Raw genomic sequence first — 19,377 nt, 5'->3', positions numbered from 1 at the left:
GGTCAGCGTGGCATTGCCGTTGTAGTCGGCGGTCGGGCGTAGCTCAGGCCGTTCAGCGCGGCGTTGATCGCCGAGGCGGTGCCGCTCAGCGTGACCGAGCCGGTGCCATTGCCGGTGATGGTGACGCCGGCCGTGGCGATCGCCGTCAGGGTGCCGTTGCCGATCGAAACCGTGGTGGTCAGCGTGCCGCCGTCGACATCCGCGACCGTGATCGCGTTGCCGTTGGCCGTCGAGAACACCTTGGCCACGTCTTCGCTGGTGGATTGCGCCACCGGCACGGTGTTGACCGGCACATCATTGACCGGATTGACGGTGACGTTGACCGTCGCCGTTTCGGTTACACCGCCCGAGGTCACCGTGTAGTTGAAGCTGGCGGCGCCGTTGTAGTTGGCGGTCGGCGTGAAGACCAGTTTGCCGTCAGCAGCGAGGCTAACCGTGCCGTTAGTCACAGCAACGGCCGAACCACCAGCAGTGATTGCCGTACCGTTCACAGCAGTGATCGTCCGGCCAGCATTCTCGAAGCTGTCATTGGCCAGCACGTCGATGGTGACAGTAGCGTCTTCACTGACCGTCGCCGTATCGGCGGCGATGTCGGCCACCGGGTTCACCGTGATCGCCACGGTGTCCGTGTCGCTGGCGGTGCCGTCGCTGGTCACCACGGTCAGCGTGGCATTGCCGTTGTAGTCGGCGGTCGGGGCGTAGCTCAGGCCGTTCAGCGCGGCGTTGATCGCCGAGGCAGTGCCGCTCAGCGTGACCGAGCCGGTGCCATTGCCGGTGATGGTGACGCCGGCCGTGGCGATCGCCGTCAGGGTGCCGTTGCCGATCGAAACCGTGGTGGTCAGCGTGCCGCCATCGACATCCGCGACCGTGATCGCATTGCCGTTGGCCGTCGAGAACACCTTGGCCACGTCTTCGCTGGTGGCCTGCGCCACCGGCACGGTGTTGACCGGTGCGTCGTTGACCGGAATGACGTTGATCGTCGCGATCGCGGTATTCGAAGCATTGTTGCCATCGGTTACAACGACTTCGATGGTCCTCGGCGTGCTGGAAGGTGTCTCGCTGCCATTCGCGAAGGTGATGGCGCGGATCGCCGCCTGGTAATCGGCCAGGCTGGCACTGCCGGACAGCGTAATGACGTTGCCGGAAACGGTCGACGTGATGCCCGCGGGCAGGCTGCCCACGGTCAGTGCATCGCCGACCTGCGCATTCGTCAACGTGATGGTGGCGCCGGTCATCGAGGTCGAATCGGCATCGGTGATCGAAATGTCGCTATCGGCGATCGAAACGCCGGTGCCGTTCTCGGTAAAGGTCGCCGTGTAGCCGGTACCGCTGGCGGAGGCGTCAAGATCGAGCTGTGGGAGGGATGTGTCGACGGTATAGCCTTCAGTGTCCGTCGCCGTGGCGGTGTTGCCTGCCGCATCGGTCGTGGTGACGCTGGCCGAGATGCTGTGGCCCGCATCGGCCACCAGATCCGCGCCCGGAACACCAATGCTGAAGGTGTTGCCGACCAGCACCGTGCCCGTGAAGGTCTTGCCGTTCACCGTCAAGGTCACCGTGTCGCCGACGTGGACGTCGCCGCCCACCGTGCCGGTGACCGCAATGGTCTGGCCCGCTTCGCTGGCGTTGATCACGTCGTCGGCCGTGATATTGGCGTCCAGCGTGATGCTGGCCGTCACCGTCGTATCGACGCTGTAGCCTTCGGTATCCGTCGCGGTTGCGGTATTGCCTGCGGCATCGGTCGTGGTGACCGACGCGCTGATCGCATGACCGGCATCGGCCACCAAGTCTGCACCCGGCACGCCGATGCTGAAGGTGTTGCCGGCTTGAACCGCGCCAGTGAAGGTCTTGCCGTTCACCGTCAGCGTCACCGTGTCGCCGACGTGGACATCACCACCCACCGTGCCGGTGACCGCAATGGTCTGGCCCGCTTCGCTGGCGTTGATCACGTCGTCGGCCGTGATGTTGGCGTCCAGCGTGATGCTGGCCGTCACGGTCGTGTCGACGCTGTAGCCCTCGGTATCCGTTGCGGTTGCGGTGTTGCCTGCGGCATCGGTCGTGGTCACGCTGGCCGAGATGCTGTGGCCGGCATCGGCCACCAGGTCTGCACCCGGCACCCCGATGCTGAAGGTGTTGCCGGCCACGACCTGGCCCGTGAAGGTCTTGCCATTCACCGTCAAGGTCACCGTGTCACCGACGTGGACATCGCCGCCCACCGTGCCAGTGACCGCAATGGTCTGGCCCGCTTCACTGGCGTTGATCACGTCGTCGGCCGTGATGTTGGCGTCCAGCGTGATGCTGGCCGTCACGGTCGTGTCGACGCTGTAGCCTTCGGTGTCCGTGGCCGTCGCGGTGTTGCCGGCGGCATCGGTCGTGGTCACGCTGGCCGAGATGCTGTGGCCCGCATCCGCCGCCAGGTCCGCGCCCGGCACGCCAATGCTGAAGGTATTGCCCGCCTGCACCATGCCGGTGAAGGTCTTGCCGTTCACCATCAGGGTCACCGTGTCGCCGACGTGGGCGTCGCCGCCCACCGTGCCAGTGACCGCAATGGTCTGGCCCGCTTCGCTGGCGTTGATCACGTCGTCGGCCGTGATATTGGCGTCCAGCGTGATGCTGGCCGTCACGGTCGTATCGACGCTGTAACCCTCGGTATCCGTCGCGGTGGCGGTGTTGCCTGCGGCATCGGTCGTGGTGACCGACGCGCTGATCGAATGACCCACATCGGCCACCAGATCTGCACCCGGCACCCCGATGCTGAAGGTATTACCCGCCTGCACCGTGCCCGTGAAGGTCTTGCCGTTCACCGTCAAGGTCACCGTGTCGCCGACGTGGACATCGCCGCCCACCGTGCCAGTGACCGCAATGGTCTGGCCCGCTTCGCTGGCATTGATCACGTCGTCGGCCGTGATGTTCGCATCCAGCGTGATCGTCGCGCTGATGGTCGTATCGACGCTGTAGCCCTCGGTGTCCGTGGCCGTGGCGGTGTTGCCTGCGGCATCGGTCGTCGTGACGCTGGCCGAGATGCTGTGGCCCGCATCGGCCACCAGATCTGCGCCCGGCACGCCGATGCTGAAGGTGTTCCCGGCCTGCACCGTGCCGGTGAAGGTCTTGCCGTTCACCGTCAGCGTCACCGTGTCGCCGACGTGGACATCGCCGCCCACCGTGCCAGTGATCGCAATGGTCTGGCCCGCTTCGCTGGCATTGATCACGTCGTCGGCCGTGATGTTCGCATCCAGCGTGATCGTCGCGCTGATGGTCGTATCGACGCTGTAACCCTCGGTATCCGTTGCGGTTGCGGTATTGCCTGCGGCATCAGTCGTGGTCACGCTGGCCGAGATGCTGTGGCCGGCATCGGCCACCAGATCTGCCCCGGCACGCCGATGCTGAAGGTGTTGCCGGCCAGCACCGTGCCCGTGAAGGTCTTGCCGTTCACCGTCAGGGTCACCGTGTCGCCAACCTGGACATCGCCGCCCACCGTGCCGGTGATCGCAATGGTCTGGCCCGCTTCGCTGGCGTTGATCACGTCGTCGGCCGTGATGTTCGCATTCAGCGTGATCGTCGCGCTGATGGTCGTATCGACGCTGTAGCCTTCGGCGTCCGTGGCCGTCGCGGTATTGCCCGCGGCATCGGTCGTGGTGACCGACGCGCTGATCGAATGACCGGCATCGGCTGCCAGGTCCGCCCCCGGCACGCCAATGCTGAAGGTATTGCCCGCCTGCACCATGCCGGTGAAGGTCTTGCCGTTCACCGTCAAGGTCACCGTGTCACCGACGTGGACATCGCCGCCCACCGTGCCAGTGACCGCAATGGTCTGGCCCGCTTCGCTGGCATTGATCACGTCGTCGGCCGTGATATTCGAATCCAGCGTGATGCTGGCCGTCACCGTCGTATCGACGCTGTAGCCTTCGGTATCCGTCGCCGTCGCGGTATTGCCGGCAGCATCGGTCGTGGTGACCGACGCGCTGATCGAATGGCCGGCATCAGCCACCAGATCCGCCCCGGCACGCCGATGCTGAAGGTGTTGCCGGCTTGAACCGTGCCGGTGAAGGTCTTGCCGTTCACCGTCAGCGTCACTGTGTCGCCGACGTGGGCATCACCGCCTACCGTGCCGGTGATCGCAATGGTCTGGCCGGCTTCGCTGGCGTTGATCACGTCGTCGGCCGTGATATTCGAATCCAGCGTGATGCTGGCCGTCACGGTCGTATCGACGCTGTAGCCTTCGGTATCCGTCGCCGTGGCGGTATTGCCTGCGGCATCGGTCGTGGTGACCGATGCGCTGATCGAATGGCCGGCATCGGCCACCAGATCCGCCCCCGGCACACCGATGCTGAAGGTGTTGCCGGCCACGACCTGGCCCGTGAAGGTCTTGCCGTTCACCGTCAAGGTCACCGTGTCACCGACGTGGACATCGCCGCCCACCGTGCCAGTGACCGCAATGGTCTGGCCCGCTTCGCTGGCATTGATCACGTCGTCGGCCGTGATGTTCGCATCCAACGTGATGCTGGCCGTCACGGTCGTGTCGACGCTGTAGCCTTCGGTGTCCGTGGCCGTCGCGGTGTTGCCGGCGGCATCGGTCGTGGTCACGCTGGCCGAGATGCTGTGGCCCGCATCCGCCGCCAGCTCCGCGCCCGGCACGCCAATGCTGAAGGTATTGCCCGCCTGCACCATGCCGGTGAAGGTCTTGCCGTTCACCGTCAAGGTCACCGTGTCACCGACGTGGACATCGCCGCCCACCGTGCCAGTGACCGCAATGGTCTGGCCCGCTTCGCTGGCATTGATCACGTCGTCGGCCGTGATGTTCGCATCCAGCGTGATCGTCGCGCTGATGGTCGTATCGACGCTGTAGCCTTCGGTGTCCGTGGCGGTGGCGGTGTTGCCCGCGGCATCGGTCGTGGTGACCGACGCACTGATCGAATGACCGGCATCGGCCACCAGATCCGCCCCCGGTACGCCGATGCTGAAGGTGTTGCCGGCTTGAACCGTGCCGGTGAAGGTCTTGCCGTTCACCGTCAGGGTCACCGTGTCGCCGACCTGGACATCGCCACCCACCGTGCCGGTGACCGCAATGGTCTGGCCCGCTTCGCTGGCGTTGATCACGTCGTCGGCCGTGATGTTCGCATCCAGCGTGATCGTCGCGCTGATGGTCGTATCGACGCTGTAACCCTCGGTATCCGTTGCGGTGGCGGTGTTGCCTGCGGCATCGGTCGTGGTCACACTGGCCGAGATGCTGTGGCCGGCATCGGCCACCAGGTCCGCCCCCGGCACGCCAATGCTGAAGGTGTTGCCGGCTTGAACCGTGCCGGTGAAGGTCTTGCCGTTCACCGTCAAGGTCACCGTGTCGCCGACGTGGACGTCGCCGCCTACCGTGCCGGTGACCGCAATGGTCTGGCCGGCTTCGCTGGCATTGATCACGTCGTCGGCCGTGATGTTCGCATCCAGCGTGATCGTCGCGCTGATGGTCGTATCGACGCTGTAGCCTTCGGTATCCGTCGCCGTGGCGGTATTGCCGGCAGCATCGGTCGTGGTGACCGACGCACTGATCGAATGGCCGGCATCGGCTACCAGGTCCGCGCCCAGCACACCGATGCTGAAGGTATTACCCGCCTGCACCGTGCCCGTGAAGGTCTTGCCGTTCACCGTCAAGGTCACCGTGTCGCCGACGTGGACGTCGCCGCCTACCGTGCCGGTGACGGCAATGGTCTGGCCCGCTTCGCTGGCATTGATCACGTCGTCGGCCGTGATGTTGGCGTCCAGCGTGATCGTCGCGCTGATGGTCGTATCGACGCTGTAGCCTTCGGTGTCCGTGGCCGTCGCGGTGTTGCCGGCAGCATCGGTCGTGGTGACGCTGGCCGAGATGCTGTGGCCCGCATCGGCCACCAGGTCCGCCCCCGGCACGCCAATGCTGAAGGTGTTGCCGGTTTGAACCGTGCCGGTGAAGGTCTTGCCATTCACCGTCAGCGTCACCGTGTCGCCGACGTGGACATCGCCGCCCACCGTGCCAGTGACCGCAATGGTCTGGCCCGCTTCAGCCGCATTGATCACGTCATCGCCCGTGATGTTGGCGTCCAGCGTGATGCTGGCCGCCACGGTCGTATCGACGCTGTAGCCTTCGGTATCCGTCGCGGTTGCGGTATTGCCTGCGGCATCGGTCGTGGTGACCGACGCACTGATCGAATGACCCGCATCGGCCACCAGGTCTGCACCCGGTACCCCGATGCTGAAGGTGTTGCCGGCTTGAACCGTGCCGGTGAAGGTCTTGCCGTTCACCGTCAAGGTCACCGTGTCACCGACGTGGACATCGCCGCCCACCGTGCCAGTGACCGCAATGGTCTGGCCCGCTTCGCTGGCATTGATCACGTCGTCGGCCGTGATATTCGCATCCAGCGTGATGCTGGCCGTCACGGTCGTATCGACGCTGTAACCCTCGGTATCCGTTGCGGTTGCGGTGTTGCCTGCGGCATCGGTCGTGGTGACCGACGCGCTGATCGAATGACCCGCATCGGCCACCAGGTCCGCCCCCGGCACACCAATGCTGAAGGTATTACCCGCCTGCACCGTGCCGGTGAAGGTCTTGCCGTTCACCGTCAAGGTCACCGTGTCACCGACGTGAACATCGCCGCCCACCGTGCCGGTGACGGCAATGGTCTGGCCCGCTTCGCTGGCATTGATCACGTCGTCGGCCGTGATGTTGGCGTCCAGCGTGATCGTCGCGCTGATGGTCGTATCGACGCTGTAGCCTTCGGTGTCCGTGGCCGTCGCGGTGTTGCCGGCAGCATCGGTCGTGGTGACGCTGGCCGAGATGCTGTGGCCCGCATCGGCCACCAGGTCCGCCCCCGGCACGCCAATGCTGAAGGTGTTGCCGGTTTGAACCGTGCCGGTGAAGGTCTTGCCATTCACCGTCAGCGTCACCGTGTCGCCGACGTGGACATCGCCGCCCACCGTGCCAGTGACCGCAATGGTCTGGCCCGCTTCAGCCGCATTGATCACGTCATCGCCCGTGATGTTGGCGTCCAGCGTGATGCTGGCCGCCACGGTCGTATCGACGCTGTAGCCTTCGGTATCCGTCGCGGTTGCGGTATTGCCTGCGGCATCGGTCGTGGTGACCGACGCACTGATCGAATGACCCGCATCGGCCACCAGGTCTGCACCCGGTACCCCGATGCTGAAGGTGTTGCCGGCTTGAACCGTGCCGGTGAAGGTCTTGCCGTTCACCGTCAAGGTCACCGTGTCACCGACGTGGACATCGCCGCCCACCGTGCCAGTGACCGCAATGGTCTGGCCCGCTTCGCTGGCATTGATCACGTCGTCGGCCGTGATATTCGCATCCAGCGTGATGCTGGCCGTCACGGTCGTATCGACGCTGTAACCCTCGGTATCCGTTGCGGTTGCGGTGTTGCCTGCGGCATCGGTCGTGGTGACCGACGCGCTGATCGAATGACCCGCATCGGCCACCAGGTCCGCCCCCGGCACACCAATGCTGAAGGTATTACCCGCCTGCACCGTGCCGGTGAAGGTCTTGCCGTTCACCGTCAAGGTCACCGTGTCACCGACGTGAACATCGCCGCCCACCGTGCCGGTGATCGCAATGGTCTGGCCCGCTTCGCTGGCATTGATCACGTCGTCGGCCGTGATATTCGCATCCAGCGTGATGCTGGCCGTCACCGTCGTGTCGACGCTGTAGCCTTCGGCGTCCGTGGCCGTCGCGGTATTGCCCGCGGCATCGGTCGTGGTGACCGACGCGCTGATCGAATGACCGGCATCGGCTGCCAGGTCCGCCCCGGCACGCCAATGCTGAAGGTATTGCCCGCCTGCACCGTGCCGGTGAAGGTCTTGCTATTCACCGTCAAGGTCACCGTGTCACCGACGTGGACATCGCCCCCTACCGTGCCGGTGATCGCAATGGTCTGGCCGGCTTCGCTGGCGTTGATCACATCGTCGGCCGTGATGTTCGCATCCAGCGTGATCGTCGCGCTGATGGTCGTATCGACGCTGTAGCCTTCGGTATCCGTCGCCGTCGCGGTATTGCCGGCGGCATCGGTCGTCGTGACGCTGGCCGAGATGCTCTGGCCCGCATCGGCCACCAGGTCCGCCCCGGCACGCCGATGCTGAAGGTATTGCCGGCTTGAACCGTGCCCGTGAAGGTCTTGCCGTTCACCGTCAGCGTCACCGTGTCGCCGACGTGGACGTCGCCGCCCACCGTGCCGGTGATCGCAATGGTCTGGCCCGCTTCGCTGGCGTTGATCACGTCGTCGGCCGTGATGTTCGCATTCAGCGTGATCGTCGCGCTGATGGTCGTATCGACGCTGTAGCCTTCGGCGTCCGTGGCCGTCGCGGTATTGCCCGCGGCATCGGTCGTGGTGACCGACGCGCTGATCGAATGACCGGCATCGGCTGCCAGGTCCGCCCCCGGCACGCCAATGCTGAAGGTATTGCCCGCCTGCACCGTGCCCGTGAAGGTCTTGCCGTTCACCGTCAAGGTCACCGTGTCACCGACGTGGACATCGCCGCCCACCGTGCCAGTGACCGCAATGGTCTGGCCCGCTTCGCTGGCATTGATCACGTCGTCGGCCGTGATATTCGAATCCAGCGTGATGCTGGCCGTCACGGTCGTATCGACGCTGTAACCCTCGGTATCCGTCGCGGTGGCGGTGTTGCCTGCGGCATCGGTCGTGGTGACCGACGCGCTGATCGAATGACCCACATCGGCCACCAGATCTGCACCCGGCACCCCGATGCTGAAGGTATTACCCGCCTGCACCGTGCCCGTGAAGGTCTTGCCGTTCACCGTCAAGGTCACCGTGTCGCCGACGTGGACATCGCCGCCCACCGTGCCAGTGACCGCAATGGTCTGGCCCGCTTCGCTGGCATTGATCACGTCGTCGGCCGTGATGTTCGCATCCAGCGTGATCGTCGCGCTGATGGTCGTATCGACGCTGTAGCCTTCGGTGTCCGTGGCGGTGGCGGTGTTGCCCGCGGCATCGGTCGTGGTGACCGACGCACTGATCGAATGACCGGCATCGGCCACCAGATCCGCCCCGGTACGCCGATGCTGAAGGTGTTGCCGGCTTGAACCGTGCCGGTGAAGGTCTTGCCGTTCACCGTCAGGGTCACCGTGTCGCCGACCTGGACATCGCCACCCACCGTGCCGGTGACCGCAATGGTCTGGCCCGCTTCGCTGGCGTTGATCACGTCGTCGGCCGTGATGTTCGCATCCAGCGTGATCGTCGCGCTGATGGTCGTATCGACGCTGTAACCCTCGGTATCCGTCGCGGTGGCGGTGTTGCCGGCAGCATCGGTCGTGGTGACCGATGCGCTGATCGAATGGCCGGCATCGGCCACCAGGTCTGCACCCGGCACCCCGATGCTGAAGGTGTTGCCGGCCACGACCTGGCCCGTGAAGGTCTTGCCATTCACCGTCAAGGTCACCGTGTCGCCGACGTGGACATCGCCGCCCACCGTGCCGGTGACCGCAATGGTCTGGCCCGCTTCACTGGCGTTGATCACGTCGTCGGCCGTGATGTTGGCGTCCAGCGTGATGCTGGCCGTCACGGTCGTGTCGACGCTGTAGCCTTCGGTGTCCGTGGCCGTCGCGGTGTTGCCGGCGGCATCGGTCGTGGTCACGCTGGCCGAGATGCTGTGGCCCGCATCCGCCGCCAGGTCCGCGCCCGGCACGCCAATGCTGAAGGTATTGCCCGCCTGCACCATGCCGGTGAAGGTCTTGCCGTTCACCATCAGGGTCACCGTGTCGCCGACGTGGGCGTCGCCGCCCACCGTGCCAGTGACCGCAATGGTCTGGCCCGCTTCGCTGGCGTTGATCACGTCGTCGGCCGTGATATTGGCGTCCAGCGTGATGCTGGCCGTCACGGTCGTATCGACGCTGTAACCCTCGGTATCCGTCGCGGTGGCGGTGTTGCCTGCGGCATCGGTCGTGGTGACCGACGCGCTGATGGAATGACCCGCATCGGCCACCAGGTCTGCACCCGGCACGCCGATGCCGAAGGTATTGCCCGCCTGCACCGTGCCCGTGAAGGTCTTGCCGTTCACCGTCAAGGTCACCGTGTCGCCGACGTGGGCGTCGCCGCCCACCGTGCCGGTGACCGTAATGGTCTGGCCCGCTTCGCTGGCATTGATCACGTCGTCGGCCGTGATATTGGCATCCAGCGTGATCGTCGCGCTGATGCTCGTATCGACGCTGTAGCCCTCGGTGTCCGTGGCCGTGGCGGTGTTGCCTGCGGCATCGGTCGTCGTGACGCTGGCCGAGATGCTGTGGCCCGCATCGGCCACCAGATCTGCGCCCGGCACGCCGATGCTGAAGGTGTTCCCGGCCTGCACCGTGCCGGTGAAGGTCTTGCCGTTCACCGTCAGCGTCACCGTGTCGCCGACGTGGACATCGCCGCCCACCGTGCCAGTGATCGCAATGGTCTGGCCCGCTTCGCTGGCATTGATCACGTCGTCGGCCGTGATGTTCGCATCCAGCGTGATCGTCGCGCTGATGGTCGTATCGACGCTGTAACCCTCGGTATCCGTTGCGGTTGCGGTATTGCCTGCGGCATCAGTCGTGGTCACGCTGGCCGAGATGCTGTGGCCGGCATCGGCCACCAGATCTGCCCCCGGCACGCCGATGCTGAAGGTGTTGCCGGCCAGCACCGTGCCCGTGAAGGTCTTGCCGTTCACCGTCAGGGTCACCGTGTCGCCAACCTGGACATCGCCGCCCACCGTGCCGGTGATCGCAATGGTCTGGCCCGCTTCGCTGGCGTTGATCACGTCGTCGGCCGTGATGTTCGCATTCAGCGTGATCGTCGCGCTGATGGTCGTATCGACGCTGTAGCCTTCGGCGTCCGTGGCCGTCGCGGTATTGCCCGCGGCATCGGTCGTGGTGACCGACGCGCTGATCGAATGACCGGCATCGGCTGCCAGGTCCGCCCCCGGCACGCCAATGCTGAAGGTATTGCCCGCCTGCACCGTGCCCGTGAAGGTCTTGCCGTTCACCGTCAAGGTCACCGTGTCACCGACGTGGACATCGCCGCCCACCGTGCCAGTGACCGCAATGGTCTGGCCCGCTTCGCTGGCATTGATCACGTCGTCGGCCGTGATATTCGAATCCAGCGTGATGCTGGCCGTCACGGTCGTATCGACGCTGTAGCCTTCGGTATCCGTCGCCGTGGCGGTATTGCCTGCGGCATCGGTCGTGGTGACCGATGCGCTGATCGAATGGCCGGCATCGGCCACCAGGTCCGCCCCGGCACGCCAATGCTGAAGGTATTGCCCGCCTGCACCGTGCCGGTGAAGGTCTTGCCGTTCACCGTCAGGGTCACCGTGTCGCCGACCTGGACATCGCCGCCCACCGTGCCGGTGATCGCAATGGTCTGGCCCGCTTCGCTGGCATTGATCACGTCATCGGCCGTGATATTGGCGTCCAGCGTGATGCTGGCCGCCACGGTCGTGTCGACGCTGTAGCCTTCGGCGTCCGTGGCCGTCGCGGTATTGCCGGCAGCATCGGTCGTGGTGACCGACGCACTGATCGAATGACCGGCATCGGCCACCAGATCTGCACCCGGCACCCCGATGCTGAAGGTATTACCAGCCTGCACCGTGCCCGTGAAGGTCTTGCCGTTCACCGTCAAGGTCACCGTGTCGCCGACGTGGACATCGCCGCCCACCGTGCCAGTGATCGCAATGGTCTGGCCTGCTTCAGCCGCATTGATCACGTCGTCGGCCGTGATGTTGGCGTCCAGCGTAATGCTGGCCGTCACCGTCGTATCGACGCTGTAGCCTTCGGTGTCCGTCGCGGTTGCGGTATTGCCCGCGGCATCGGTCGTGGTGACCGACGCGCTGATCGAATGACCGGCATCGGCTGCCAGGTCCGCCCCCGGCACGCCAATGCTGAAGGTATTGCCCGCCTGCACCATGCCGGTGAAGGTCTTGCCGTTCACCGTCAAGGTCACCGTGTCACCGACGTGGACATCGCCGCCCACCGTGCCAGTGACCGCAATGGTCTGGCCCGCTTCGCTGGCATTGATCACGTCGTCGGCCGTGATATTCGAATCCAGCGTGATGCTGGCCGTCACCGTCGTATCGACGCTGTAGCCTTCGGTATCCGTCGCCGTCGCGGTATTGCCGGCAGCATCGGTCGTGGTGACCGACGCGCTGATCGAATGGCCGGCATCAGCCACCAGATCCGCCCCCGGCACGCCGATGCTGAAGGTGTTGCCGGCTTGAACCGTGCCGGTGAAGGTCTTGCCGTTCACCGTCAGCGTCACTGTGTCGCCGACGTGGGCATCACCGCCTACCGTGCCGGTGATCGCAATGGTCTGGCCGGCTTCGCTGGCGTTGATCACGTCGTCGGCCGTGATATTCGAATCCAGCGTGATGCTGGCCGTCACGGTCGTATCGACGCTGTAGCCTTCGGTATCCGTCGCGGTGGCGGTGTTGCCTGCGGCATCGGTCGTGGTGACCGACGCGCTGATCGAATGACCCACATCGGCCACCAGATCTGCACCCGGCACCCCGATGCTGAAGGTATTACCAGCCTGCACCGTGCCCGTGAAGGTCTTGCCGTTCACCGTCAAGGTCACCGTGTCACCGACGTGGACGTCGCCGCCCACCGTGCCAGTGACCGCAATGGTCTGGCCCGCTTCGCTGGCGTTGATCACGTCGTCGGCCGTGATGTTCGCATCCAGCGTGATCGTCGCGCTGATGGTCGTATCGACGCTGTAACCCTCGGTATCCGTTGCGGTGGCGGTGTTGCCTGCGGCATCGGTCGTGGTCACACTGGCCGAGATGCTGTGGCCGGCATCGGCCACCAGGTCCGCCCCCGGCACGCCAATGCTGAAGGTGTTGCCGGCTTGAACCGTGCCGGTGAAGGTCTTGCCGTTCACCGTCAAGGTCACCGTGTCGCCGACGTGGACGTCGCCGCCTACCGTGCCGGTGACCGCAATGGTCTGGCCGGCTTCGCTGGCATTGATCACGTCGTCGGCCGTGATGTTCGCATCCAGCGTGATCGTCGCGCTGATGGTCGTATCGACGCTGTAGCCTTCGGTATCCGTCGCCGTGGCGGTATTGCCGGCAGCATCGGTCGTGGTGACCGACGCACTGATCGAATGGCCGGCATCGGCTACCAGGTCCGCGCCCAGCACACCGATGCTGAAGGTATTACCCGCCTGCACCGTGCCCGTGAAGGTCTTGCCGTTCACCGTCAAGGTCACCGTGTCGCCGACGTGGACGTCGCCGCCTACCGTGCCGGTGACGGCAATGGTCTGGCCCGCTTCGCTGGCATTGATCACGTCGTCGGCCGTGATGTTGGCGTCCAGCGTGATCGTCGCGCTGATGGTCGTATCGACGCTGTAGCCTTCGGTGTCCGTGGCCGTCGCGGTGTTGCCGGCAGCATCGGTCGTGGTGACGCTGGCCGAGATGCTGTGGCCCGCATCGGCCACCAGGTCCGCCCCGGCACGCCAATGCTGAAGGTGTTGCCGGTTTGAACCGTGCCGGTGAAGGTCTTGCCATTCACCGTCAGCGTCACCGTGTCGCCGACGTGGACATCGCCGCCCACCGTGCCAGTGACCGCAATGGTCTGGCCCGCTTCAGCCGCATTGATCACGTCATCGCCCGTGATGTTGGCGTCCAGCGTGATGCTGGCCGCCACGGTCGTATCGACGCTGTAGCCTTCGGTATCCGTCGCGGTTGCGGTATTGCCTGCGGCATCGGTCGTGGTGACCGACGCACTGATCGAATGACCCGCATCGGCCACCAGGTCTGCACCCGGTACCCCGATGCTGAAGGTGTTGCCGGCTTGAACCGTGCCGGTGAAGGTCTTGCCGTTCACCGTCAAGGTCACCGTGTCACCGACGTGGACATCGCCGCCCACCGTGCCAGTGACCGCAATGGTCTGGCCCGCTTCGCTGGCATTGATCACGTCGTCGGCCGTGATATTCGCATCCAGCGTGATGCTGGCCGTCACGGTCGTATCGACGCTGTAACCCTCGGTATCCGTTGCGGTTGCGGTGTTGCCTGCGGCATCGGTCGTGGTGACCGACGCGCTGATCGAATGACCCGCATCGGCCACCAGGTCCGCCCCCGGCACACCAATGCTGAAGGTATTACCCGCCTGCACCGTGCCGGTGAAGGTCTTGCCGTTCACCGTCAAGGTCACCGTGTCACCGACGTGAACATCGCCGCCCACCGTGCCGGTGATCGCAATGGTCTGGCCCGCTTCGCTGGCATTGATCACGTCGTCGGCCGTGATATTCGCATCCAGCGTGATGCTGGCCGTCACCGTCGTGTCGACGCTGTAGCCTTCGGCGTCCGTGGCCGTCGCGGTATTGCCCGCGGCATCGGTCGTGGTGACCGACGCGCTGATCGAATGACCGGCATCGGCTGCCAGGTCCGCCCCGGCACGCCAATGCTGAAGGTATTGCCCGCCTGCACCGTGCCGGTGAAGGTCTTGCTATTCACCGTCAAGGTCACCGTGTCACCGACGTGGACATCGCCCCCTACCGTGCCGGTGATCGCAATGGTCTGGCCGGCTTCGCTGGCGTTGATCACATCGTCGGCCGTGATGTTCGCATCCAGCGTGATCGTCGCGCTGATGGTCGTATCGACGCTGTAGCCTTCGGTATCCGTCGCCGTCGCGGTATTGCCGGCGGCATCGGTCGTCGTGACGCTGGCCGAGATGCTCTGGCCCGCATCGGCCACCAGGTCCGCCCCCGGCACGCCGATGCTGAAGGTATTGCCGGCTTGAACCGTGCCCGTGAAGGTCTTGCCGTTCACCGTCAGCGTCACCGTGTCGCCGACGTGGACGTCGCCGCCCACCGTGCCGGTGATCGCAATGGTCTGGCCCGCTTCGCTGGCGTTGATCACGTCGTCGGCCGTGATGTTCGCATTCAGCGTGATCGTCGCGCTGATGGTCGTATCGACGCTGTAGCCTTCGGCGTCCGTGGCCGTCGCGGTATTGCCCGCGGCATCGGTCGTGGTGACCGACGCGCTGATCGAATGACCGGCATCGGCTGCCAGGTCCGCCCCGGCACGCCAATGCTGAAGGTATTGCCCGCCTGCACCGTGCCCGTGAAGGTCTTGCCGTTCACCGTCAAGGTCACCGTGTCACCGACGTGGACATCGCCGCCCACCGTGCCAGTGACCGCAATGGTCTGGCCCGCTTCGCTGGCATTGATCACGTCGTCGGCCGTGATATTCGAATCCAGCGTGATGCTGGCCGTCACGGTCGTATCGACGCTGTAACCCTCGGTATCCGTCGCGGTGGCGGTGTTGCCTGCGGCATCGGTCGTGGTGACCGACGCGCTGATCGAATGACCCACATCGGCCACCAGATCTGCACCCGGCACCCCGATGCTGAAGGTATTACCCGCCTGCACCGTGCCCGTGAAGGTCTTGCCGTTCACCGTCAAGGTCACCGTGTCGCCGACGTGGACATCGCCGCCCACCGTGCCAGTGATCGCAATGGTCTGGCCTGCTTCAGCCGCATTGATCACGTCGTCGGCCGTGATGTTGGCGTCCAGCGTAATGCTGGCCGTCACCGTCGTATCGACGCTGTAGCCTTCGGTGTCCGTCGCGGTTGCGGTGTTGCCCGCGGCATCGGTCGTGGTGACCGACGCGCTGATCGAATGACCGGCATCGGCTGCCAGGTCCGCCCCCGGCACGCCAATGCTGAAGGTATTGCCCGCCTGCACCATGCCGGTGAAGGTCTTGCCGTTCACCGTCAAGGTCACCGTGTCACCGACGTGGACATCGCCGCCCACCGTGCCAGTGACCGCAATGGTCTGGCCCGCTTCGCTGGCATTGATCACGTCGTCGGCCGTGATATTCGAATCCAGCGTGATGCTGGCCGTCACCGCCGTATCGACGCTGTAGCCTTCGGTGTCCGTGGCCGTCGCGGTATTGCCCGCGGCATCGGTCGTGGTGACCGACGCGCTGATCGAATGGCCGGCATCGGCCGCCAGGTCTGCCCCCGGCACGCCGATGCTGAAGGTATTGCCCGCCTGCACCGTGCCGGTGAAGGTCTTGCCGTTCACCGTCAGGGTCACCGTGTCGCCAACCTGGACGTCGCCGCCCACTGTGCCGGTGATCGCAATGGTCTGGCCCGCTTCGCTGGCGTTGATCACGTCATCGGCCGTGATGTTCGCGTCCAGCGTGATGCTGGCCGTCACCGTCGTATCGACGCTGTAGCCTTCGGTATCCGTCGCCGTCGCGGTATTGCCGGCAGCATCGGTCGTGGTGACCGACGCGCTGATCGAATGGCCGGCATCAGCCACCAGATCCGCCCCCGGCACGCCGATGCTGAAGGTGTTGCCGGCTTGAACCGTGCCGGTGAAGGTCTTGCCGTTCACCGTCAGCGTCACTGTGTCGCCGACGTGGGCATCACCGCCTACCGTGCCGGTGATCGCAATGGTCTGGCCGGCTTCGCTGGCGTTGATCACGTCGTCGGCCGTGATGTTCGCATCCAGCGTGATGCTCGCCGTCACCACATCATCTACAGGCGTCACGCCAATATTGACCGTGATCGTGTCGACGCCGCCCTGGCCATCGCTCACGCTCACCGAGAAGCTGTCGGCGCCGTTGTAGTTCGTGTTCGGTGTATAGGTCCACGTACCGTCGTCATTCACCACCACCGTGCCATGCTCCGGATCGCTGCCCTTGTTGAAGGTCAGCGGATCGCCATCCGGGTCGTTCGCGGACAGGCTGCCGCTTACCGGCGTGTCTTCCGGCGTCACCACGCTCTGGTCATCGCCCAGCGGCACACCATTGCCGTCCACCAACACCGGCACGTCATTCACCGGCGTCACGCCGACATTGACCGTGATCGTGTCGACGCCGCCCTTACCATCGCTCACGCTCACCGTGAAGCTGTCCGCGCCGTTGTAGTTCGTGTTCGGCGTGTAGGTCCACGTACCGTCAGCATTCACCACCACCGTGCCATGCGCCGGATCGCTGCCCTTGTTGAAGGTCAGCGGATCGCCATCCGGGTCGTTCGCGGACAGGCTGCCGCTTACCGGCGTGTCTTCCGGCGTCACTACGCTCTGGTCATCGCCCAGCGGCACACCATTGCCGTCCACCAGCACCGGCACGTCATTCACCGGCGTCACGCCGACATTGACCGTGATCGTGTCGACACCGCCCTGGCCATCGCTCACGCTCACCGTGAAGCTGTCGGCGCCGTTGTAGTTCGTGTTCGGCGTGTAGGTCCACGTACCGTCAGCATTCACCACCACCGTGCCATGCGCCGGATCGCTGCCCTTGTTGAAGGTCAGCGGATCGCCATCCGGGTCGTTCGCGGACAGGCTGCCGCTTACCGGCGTGTCTTCCGGCGTCACCACGCTCTGGTCATCGCCCAGCGGCACACCATTGCCGTCCACCAACACCGGCACGTCATTCACCGGCGTCACGCCGACATTGACCGTGATCGTGTCGACGCCGCCCTTACCATCGCTCACGCTCACCGTGAAGCTGTCGGCGCCGTTGTAGTTCGTGTTCGGCGTGTAGGTCCACGTACCGTCGGCATTCACCACCACCGTGCCGTGCACCGGATCGCTGCCCTTGTTGAAGGTCAGCGGATCGCCATCCGGATCGTTCGCGGACAGGCTACCGCTTACCGGCGTGTCTTCCGGCGTCACTACGCTCTGGTCATCGCCCAGCGGCACACCATTGCCGTCCACCAACACCGGCACGTCATTCACCGGTGTCACGCCGACATTGACCGTGATCGTGTCGACGCCGCCCTTACCATCGCTCACGCTCACCGTGAAGCTGTCGGCGCCGTTGTAGTTCGTGTTCGGCGTGTAGGTCCACGTACCGTCGGCATTCACCACCACCGTGCCGTGCGCCGGATCGCTGCCCTTGTTGAAGGTCAGCGGATCGCCATCCGGATCGTTCGCGGACAGGCTGCCGCTTATCGGCGTGTCTTCCTGGGTCGTTACGCTCTGATCGTCACCCAGCGGCGTGCCGTTGCTATCCACCAGCACCGGCACGTCGTTGACCGGGTTCACGGTGACCGTGACGGTCGCGGACGAGGTCTGCCCCTGACCATTGGTCACCGTGTAAATGATCTGCTCGGTGCCGTTGAAATCGGGATTCGGGGTATAGGTCAGGGTGCCGTCGGGGTTGACGGTGACCACGCCGTGCGAGGCGGTCGGCACGCCGACCAGGGTGAGCGTGCCGCCCGTACCGTCGCTATCGTTGCGCAGCACGTCGATGACGACGCTGCCGTCCTCGTCGACCTCGGCCGTGTCGTCCTGGGCGACCGGTGCCGCCGTGGCATCGCCGCCGTCGAATTGAGGCTCTTCGGTCGCATCGGAACCCGCGACCTGGCGATCGAGCGAGAGCGGGTCGATGTCTTCGTTGATGCGCAGCAGCCGGACGAAGCCGTGCGCATCGCCCTCGCCGCCCGCGCCCAGGCCGGCGGCGGTGGCTTCGAGTTCGGTGGAAAGATCCTTGCCCTCGTTCAGCGCCTGGATGATGCGATCGGGCCCGCTGTCGAGCTCCTTGAGCGCGGCCTCGGTCGCGTCGCTGGGCGCCACGCCGAGCAGGTTGGCGTCGATCAGCAGCTCGCGTCCTGCAGCCACCGTCACCATCTGGCCGTTGGGCAGGCCCAGCTCGAGCTGGGTGCCGGCCTCGGTGATCACCACCTGGCCGACCTGCACCTCGTCACCGATATTGAGTTCGACGCGCTGTCCCTGCGCATCGACGACCCAGGCCTTGCCTTGCAGCAGGACGACGGTTCCACGGGCTTGTGCAATGGTTTGATCGGCAGCCATTCGATACTCCTGGACGCAATAAGGGCAATGGCGGCGATGCTACGCGCGCGCCTTACAGGCCGATATTGTCCTGGAGTACAGGTAGCAGGCAGGTTCTAGCTGATGCCGTGCACGCGCAGGGCGAGCTGGAGACGGTCGGTGACGTTGAGCTTGTGGAACACGGCGGCCAGATGGGCCTTCACCGTGCGTTCGGTGATGCGGCAGCGCAGTGCGATGTCGCGGTTCGAGACGCCGTTGGCGGCCAGTTCGGACACCTCGCGCTCGCGCTCGGTCAGGCCCGCGGACCAGCCCGCATCGGCTGCCGGACGGCGGGCCGCGGCATGGCTGGCCGCCGCCAGCAGCTGCTGCATCAGCTCGCGGCCGACCCAGACATTGCCCGCCGCTACCACCTCCTGCACCTGCTGCAGCGTCTCGCGGTCGGCGAAGGCATGGCAGTAGCCGACGCAGCCGGCCTCGAAGGCCCGCATCGCCTCGGTCCGGTCCGGCCGCGAGCTCGCCAGGACCAGCCGCGAGGCCGACACCAGCGGCTGCCAGCGCGCATCCTGCCAATCCGGCAGATCGGGCAGCGCACTGTCGAGCCACAGCGCAGCCCCGGCGGCAGCGTGGCCGCCTCCAA

At 65.3% G+C, this 19,377-nt stretch carries 9 protein-coding genes and 2 pseudogenes; all 11 read right to left on the bottom strand.

The annotated features are described in order from the left end of the window. Nucleotides 1–2 precede the first annotated feature (2 nt). The 11 genes and pseudogenes from H9L41_RS24580 to H9L41_RS10005 all read right to left on the bottom strand — a co-directional run bounded on the left by H9L41_RS24580 (nucleotide 3) and on the right by H9L41_RS10005 (nucleotide 19,282). Nucleotides 3–3,356 (bottom strand): beta strand repeat-containing protein, encoded by a 3,354-nt coding sequence (locus H9L41_RS24580; protein ID WP_265583985.1) that lies wholly within the window; start codon nucleotides 3,354–3,356, stop codon nucleotides 3–5. Next, the gene (locus tag H9L41_RS10035; RefSeq protein WP_187523788.1) at nucleotides 3,320–3,985 is read right to left on the bottom strand and encodes an Ig-like domain-containing protein; all 666 of its coding nucleotides are present in this window, start codon (nucleotides 3,983–3,985) and stop codon (nucleotides 3,320–3,322) included. Before H9L41_RS10035 ends, H9L41_RS24580 begins: the two co-directional genes overlap by 37 nt. Beyond that, nucleotides 3,877–7,743: a beta strand repeat-containing protein gene (locus H9L41_RS10030; protein ID WP_265584037.1), complete on the bottom strand. Its 3,867-nt coding sequence runs from the start codon at nucleotides 7,741–7,743 to the stop codon at nucleotides 3,877–3,879. Before H9L41_RS10030 ends, H9L41_RS10035 begins: the two co-directional genes overlap by 109 nt. Continuing rightward, nucleotides 7,656–8,078, bottom strand: a complete 423-nt coding sequence (locus H9L41_RS26120) for an Ig-like domain-containing protein (protein WP_187523786.1) — start codon at nucleotides 8,076–8,078, stop codon at nucleotides 7,656–7,658. The genes H9L41_RS10030 and H9L41_RS26120 overlap by 88 nt, the downstream gene beginning before the upstream one ends. Nucleotides 8,079–8,143: 65 nt before the next feature. Then, nucleotides 8,144–8,929: pseudogene (locus H9L41_RS24570) on the bottom strand (Ig-like domain-containing protein); the annotation flags it as partial. Further along, the gene (locus tag H9L41_RS10020; protein WP_187523785.1) at nucleotides 8,869–11,226 is read right to left on the bottom strand and encodes a beta strand repeat-containing protein; all 2,358 of its coding nucleotides are present in this window, start codon (nucleotides 11,224–11,226) and stop codon (nucleotides 8,869–8,871) included. The pseudogene H9L41_RS24570 and the gene H9L41_RS10020, both read right to left, overlap by 61 nt. Further along, nucleotides 11,118–13,430, bottom strand: a complete 2,313-nt coding sequence (locus tag H9L41_RS24565) for a beta strand repeat-containing protein (protein WP_265583982.1) — start codon at nucleotides 13,428–13,430, stop codon at nucleotides 11,118–11,120. Before H9L41_RS24565 ends, H9L41_RS10020 begins: the two co-directional genes overlap by 109 nt. A 65-nt stretch (nucleotides 13,431–13,495) precedes the next feature. Next, nucleotides 13,496–14,353 (bottom strand): annotated as a pseudogene (locus H9L41_RS24560) (Ig-like domain-containing protein); the annotation flags it as partial. Beyond that, nucleotides 14,266–14,982: an Ig-like domain-containing protein gene (locus H9L41_RS24555; RefSeq protein WP_265584036.1), complete on the bottom strand. Its 717-nt coding sequence runs from the start codon at nucleotides 14,980–14,982 to the stop codon at nucleotides 14,266–14,268. The pseudogene H9L41_RS24560 and the gene H9L41_RS24555, both read right to left, overlap by 88 nt. Beyond that, a complete protein-coding gene (locus H9L41_RS10010; RefSeq protein WP_187523784.1) occupies nucleotides 14,877–18,761 on the bottom strand; it encodes a retention module-containing protein in 3,885 nt (1,294 codons plus the stop codon). Before H9L41_RS10010 ends, H9L41_RS24555 begins: the two co-directional genes overlap by 106 nt. A 95-nt stretch (nucleotides 18,762–18,856) precedes the next feature. Further along, on the bottom strand, nucleotides 18,857–19,282 hold the full coding sequence (locus H9L41_RS10005; protein WP_187523783.1) for a LuxR family transcriptional regulator: 426 nt from the start codon (nucleotides 19,280–19,282) through the stop codon (nucleotides 18,857–18,859). Between the last annotated feature and the right edge of the window lie 95 nt (nucleotides 19,283–19,377).

Source organism: Chitinimonas koreensis (assembly GCF_014353015.1).
Taxonomy (GTDB): Bacteria; Pseudomonadota; Gammaproteobacteria; order Burkholderiales; family Chitinimonadaceae; genus Chitinimonas; species Chitinimonas koreensis.
Note: the sequence above shows the minus strand (reverse complement) of the source record. Positions and strands in the feature narration are given on the sequence as shown.

Excerpts from the sequence above, each read along its gene's own strand:
- H9L41_RS10010 (WP_187523784.1), bottom strand. The coding sequence starts at position 18,761 with ATGGCTGCCGATCAAACCATTGCACAAGCCCGTGGAACCGTCGTCCTG.